Here is a 4,555-nt window from a genome sequence, read left to right on the forward strand (position 1 = left end):
GCTGCTGCCGGTCCTGCCCGCGACGAACGCCCCGACGGCCGCGGGCAGGACCGGCAGCAGCAGATCCAGGATCTTGAGCAGCCAGTAGAAGCGGTACTCGGCGTCCAGGTAGCGCCTGGCAGGCCCGTCGCACTCCCGCGTGTTGTCCCAGAGGGGGCATCCGGTGGCCGCGAAGTCGGTGTGCGTGGCGGCGGCGGTCCACCACAGGCCGAGCAGGGCCCCCGTCAGCAGCACCAGGATCACCAGCGCCGTCCACAGGGAGCGCCGGTGCAGCCGCCCGGTCACCCAGGCCGGGCCGCGCAGGACCGGCGTCCTGCCGCGCGGGGTCAGCGTGCTCATGCCGCCACCTCCGTCGGCGTCGTGGCGGACGGCGTGAGCAGGACCGGGGCCTCCGGCGAGCGCAGATGCGCGAGCAGCAGCTCCTCCAGGGACGGCGCGTCGGCCCGCCAGCCGTCGGCCAGCGGGCCCTCGGGGCGTACGAGCGCGGTGAGCCCGCGCCCCGACGGGCGGGACTCGACGACGGTGTGCGGCGTGAGATCGGCGGCGGGGCCGGTCACCAGGGTGTGCGCGTGGAGCAGGTCCTCGACCTCCCCGCCGAGCCGCACCTGACCGCCGTTCACGAGCAGCAGGTAGTCGCAGGTGTTCTCCAGCTCGGTGACGATGTGCGAGGAGATCACGACGGTCGTACCGCGCTCCGCCGCGTCGGAGAGCAGGACGCCCATGAGTTGCTGCCTGGCGAGCGGGTCGAGGTCGGCCATCGGCTCGTCCAGCAGCAGCAGTTCGGGGCGCTTGCCGAGCGCGAGGGCGAGCGCGACGCGGGTGCGCTGGCCGCCGGAGAGCGCGCGGACGCGCCGGTCGTGGTCCAACCGCCCCTCCGCGAGGACGCGTTCGGCGATCGTGTCGTCCCAGCGCTCCGGGTTCAGCTCGCGGCCCATGCGCAGCGTCTCGCCGATCGTCAGCCGCGGGTAGAGCGGCTTGTCCTGGGCCACGTACGCGACGCGCTGCCGCACGGCGGCGGGTTCGGCCGAGCCGAGGACACGGAGCGCGCCCTCGGTGGGTGCCAGCAGCCCGGCCGCGTGGGCGAGGAGGGTGGACTTGCCGGCGCCGTTGGGGCCGACGAGGGCGCAGATCCGCCCGGTGGGGATACGGAAGGAGCAGTCGCGCAGGGCCCAGTGCGCCCGCCGCCCGCGCCGCCCGCGCAGTCCGCGCCGTCCGATCGGGCCGAGCGGCCCTCCGTACCGTTTGCCGAGGCCCGCCGCCTCGATCGCCGTCGCTGTCATCCTTCTTCGTCCCCCTTGCCGGTCGTGCTGCCGGTCGTGTCGCTTGTTGTGCTGCCGGTCGGGCCGCTGGTCGGGCCGCTTGTTGTGTCGCTGGTCGGGCCGCCGGTCGGGCCGCCGGTCGTGAAACGCTCCCGCGTCACCGAGGCGAAGAGCGCCGTCATGTCGTCCTGGTCGAGCCCCTCGGCACGGGCCCGGTCCGTCCAGGCGGCCAGCTCCGCGCGCAGGGCGCCGTCCTCGGAGCCCCGGCCGAGGGTCCCCCGTACGAACGTCCCGAGCCCGCGCCGCCCTTCGGCCAGCCCCTCGCGCTCCAGCTCGCGGTAGGCCTTGAGGACGGTGTTCGCGTTGATCGCGGTGGCCTCCACGACCTCGCGGGCCGTGGGCAGCCTGTCGCCGGGTTCCAGCAGGCCCAGGCGCAGGGCCTGCTTGGTCTGCTGGACGATCTGGAGGTAGGTGGCCACCCCGCTGCGCCGGTCGATGCGGTACTCGATCACCGCGCAACCACCCTTTCACTAAGGAAGTAGTGAAAGGGTGGTGTACGGAGACGGCGGCGTCAAGCGCCCCAGCCCCCGCACCGCGTTCAGCGGGTCATTCGAGCGAGCGCGCCGCCGCCGCGGCCACCGCCTCCGACACCGCCGCCAGCGCGGGCGAGTCGAGCCGCCACTGCTGCCAGTACAGCGGGACCCGCAGGATCCGGCCCGGGGCGATGCCCACCAGCGCGCCCGAACGCAGCCGGGGCTCGGCCTGGCTCCTCGGCACCAGCCCCCACCCCAGCCCGGCCGTCACCGCGTCGGCGAAGCCCTCGCTGGAGGGGATGCGGTGGCGCAGGGCGCTGGCGCCGCTCCCGCCGCTCCCAGCGCTGGTGCCGTTCCCGCCGTTCCTTTCGCTCCCGCCGCTCCCGCCGCTCCCGCTGTTCTCACCGCTCGCGCCCGTGAGTTCGCGCACGAAGACGTCCTGGAATTCGTCGCGGCGGTCGAAGCAGATCAGGGGCGCGCGCGGCAGCAGCCGCTCCACGGTGTCACCGGTCAGCCAGCGCGCGGCGAACTCCGGTGCGGCGACCGGCAGATAGCTCATGCTGCCGAGCCGGCGCACCGAGCAGCCCGCCACCGCGTCGGGCGAGGAGGTCACCGCCGCCATCACCTCGCCCTCGCGCAGCAGCTCCGCCGTGTGGGCCTCGTCCTCGCGGCGCAGGTCGAAGCAGAGCCGCGCGTCGTGCGCGAGCGTCGCGAGCGCGGGCAGGAACCAGGTCGCCAGCGAATCCGCGTTGACCGCCACGGACAGCCGCGTGTGCTCCCCGGCGTCGTCCATCCCGAGCGCGGCACGCGCGTCGCCCTCCAGCCGGGCCAGCTGGCGCGCGTAGCGGACCACGACCTGCCCGGACGCGGTCGGCCTGACCGGCTTCGTACGGGTCACCAGCACCCGGCCGGTGCGCTGCTCCAGCGCCTTGACGCGCTGGCTCACGGCGGAGGGCGTCACATGCAGGACGCCGGCGGCGGCGTCGAAGGTCCCCTCGTCGCACACCGCGAGCAGGGTACGGACCAGGTCATGGGGCAGCTCGGACATCATGGCGACATTATTTCCGCTCATGGTGCGTAAGAAAATTTAGCTGGTCTAAGGTACGGCCGGATCCTTAGCGTGCCCGTATGGGAACCGCGCTCACCGCCACGGCCGCCGGATTCGGCACCGGCCTCTCGCTCATCGTCGCCATCGGCGCGCAGAACGCCTTCGTCCTGCGCCAGGGCATCCGCCGCGAGGCCGTGCTGCCGGTGGTGTCGATCTGCGCGCTCTCCGACGCGGTCCTCATCGCCTGCGGGGTCGGTGGCCTCGGCGTGCTGGTCACCGCCTGGCCGTCGGCGCTGACGGCGGTGCGCGTCGTCGGCGCGGCCTTCCTGCTCTGCTACGGGGTCCTCGCCGTCCGCCGGGTCTGCCGGCCGTCGGGCCTGCACGGCGGCGGACCGGAGACCCGCTCGGGACGCCGGGCCGTGCTGACCTGCCTCGCCATGACCTGGCTCAACCCCCATGTCTACCTGGACACGGTGCTGCTGCTCGGCGCCGTCGCGGCTACCTACGGCTCGCTGCGCTGGGAGTTCGGCGCCGGGGCGGTGCTGGCCAGCCTGTGCTGGTTCGCCGCGCTCGGCTACGGCGCCCGGCTGCTGGCCGGGTTCTTCCGCCGCGCCTCGTCCTGGCGCGTCCTCGACGGCCTGGTGGCCACGACGATGCTGGCGGGCGCGGCGGTGCTGGCCGCGGGGGCGTGAGCGGCCGGGCGGGCTCGGAGGAGGCGCGCGGGGCGGTGATGAGGCGGTTCGTTCGTACGGGCTCCCTCTCGCGGCGGCGGGTACGCGGGTACGCGGGGTATGCGGCAGCCGGTCCCGCCGTACCCGGGTACGCGGCAGCCGGTCCTTCCGTAAGCGGGTACGCGGTACGCGCGCTCAGGACTCCGTGCGGTACATCAGGTCCACCTCGTGCGTGACGAAGCCGAGCCGCTCGTACACCGTCACCGCCGCCGTGTTGTCCGCGTCCACGTACAGCATCGCCGTCGGCAGCCCCTCCGCCGCCAGATGCCGCAGCCCGATCGCCGTCAGCGCCTTGCCCAGGCCGCCGCCCTGCGCGTCGGGCCTGATGCCGAGGACGTACACCTCGCCGAGCTGCTCCTCGGCGTGCGCCTTGGTCCAGTGGAAACCGATCAGCTCGCCGTCGCGCTCCGCCAGGAAGAACCCCTTCGGGTCGAACCACGGCTCCGCCACACGGTCGTCCAGGTCCCGCTGGGTCAGCCCGCCCTGCTCGGGGTGGTGCGCGAACGCGGCGGCGTTGACCGCGAGCCAGGCCGCGTCGTCCTGCCCGGGTACGAAGGTACGGACGGTGACCCCGGCGGGCAGCACCGGTTCCGCGACCGCCAGGGGGTTCAACGGGCGGCGCAGCTGGCGCAGTTCGCGGAAGAGCGTCAGCCCGAGCACCTGCGCCAGATGGCGCGCGGCCGACTTCCCGCCGTGCGCCCACGCCCGCAGCCGCTTCCCCGAGGCGGCCAGCAGCGCGGTGCCCAGCGCCCGGCCGTGGCCCCGGCCCCTGCGGCCGGGACGGACGACCAGCTCGGCGGCGGGCGCCTCGATGGGGTCGGTGTCCTCCAGCTGGCCGTAGCCGACGAGTTCGCCGTCGGCGGTGAGCAGGAAGTGCCGTACGCCCTCCCGGTGGCCGCCGCGCAACTGGAGGCGGCCCTGCTCGGAGACGGCCTGCACGCCGTCCGAGGCGGTCGCCTCCGCGAGCAGGCCGAGGACGTCCTC

General features: G+C 74.5%; 5 protein-coding genes and 1 pseudogene. 1 reads left to right on the plus strand and 5 read right to left on the minus strand.

What is annotated here, in order from left to right:
- From DVH02_RS28685 to DVH02_RS28700, 4 genes and pseudogenes are all read right to left on the minus strand, one after another.
- A pseudogene (locus DVH02_RS28685) lies at positions 1-339 on the minus strand (hypothetical protein); the annotation flags it as partial.
- Positions 336-1,280: an ABC transporter ATP-binding protein gene (locus DVH02_RS28690; RefSeq protein WP_114626768.1), complete on the minus strand. Its 945-nt coding sequence runs from the start codon at positions 1,278-1,280 to the stop codon at positions 336-338. The pseudogene DVH02_RS28685 and the gene DVH02_RS28690, both read right to left, overlap by 4 nt.
- Positions 1,277-1,771: a GntR family transcriptional regulator gene (locus DVH02_RS28695; protein ID WP_114626769.1), complete on the minus strand. Its 495-nt coding sequence runs from the start codon at positions 1,769-1,771 to the stop codon at positions 1,277-1,279. Before DVH02_RS28695 ends, DVH02_RS28690 begins: the two co-directional genes overlap by 4 nt.
- A 94-nt stretch (positions 1,772-1,865) precedes the next feature.
- Positions 1,866-2,843, minus strand: a complete 978-nt coding sequence (locus tag DVH02_RS28700) for a LysR family transcriptional regulator ArgP (protein WP_114626770.1) — start codon at positions 2,841-2,843, stop codon at positions 1,866-1,868.
- 77 nt (positions 2,844-2,920) lie between these two features.
- On the opposite strand from DVH02_RS28700, the gene DVH02_RS28705 reads away from it, so the two are divergent.
- Complete coding sequence (locus DVH02_RS28705) at positions 2,921-3,532, plus strand: LysE/ArgO family amino acid transporter (protein ID WP_114626771.1); 612 nt, start codon at positions 2,921-2,923, stop codon at positions 3,530-3,532.
- A 174-nt stretch (positions 3,533-3,706) separates the two neighbouring features.
- On the opposite strand, the gene mshD is transcribed toward DVH02_RS28705, so the two are convergent.
- Positions 3,707-4,555, minus strand: an 849-nt coding sequence (gene mshD / locus DVH02_RS28710) for a mycothiol synthase (RefSeq protein WP_114626772.1), incomplete at its 5' end; no start/stop codon positions are given.

This window comes from Streptomyces corynorhini, assembly GCF_003346515.1.
In the GTDB taxonomy this organism is placed as follows: domain Bacteria; phylum Actinomycetota; class Actinomycetes; order Streptomycetales; family Streptomycetaceae; genus Streptomyces; species Streptomyces corynorhini.

What these genes read in the sequence shown, in the direction of transcription:
- DVH02_RS28690 (WP_114626768.1), bottom strand. Translation starts at nt 1,280, where the DNA reads ATGACAGCGACGGCGATCGAGGCGGCGGGCCTCGGCAAACGGTACGGA.
- DVH02_RS28705 (WP_114626771.1), top strand. Translation starts at nt 2,921, where the DNA reads ATGGGAACCGCGCTCACCGCCACGGCCGCCGGATTCGGCACCGGCCTC.
- DVH02_RS28700 (WP_114626770.1), bottom strand. Translation starts at nt 2,843, where the DNA reads ATGATGTCCGAGCTGCCCCATGACCTGGTCCGTACCCTGCTCGCGGTG.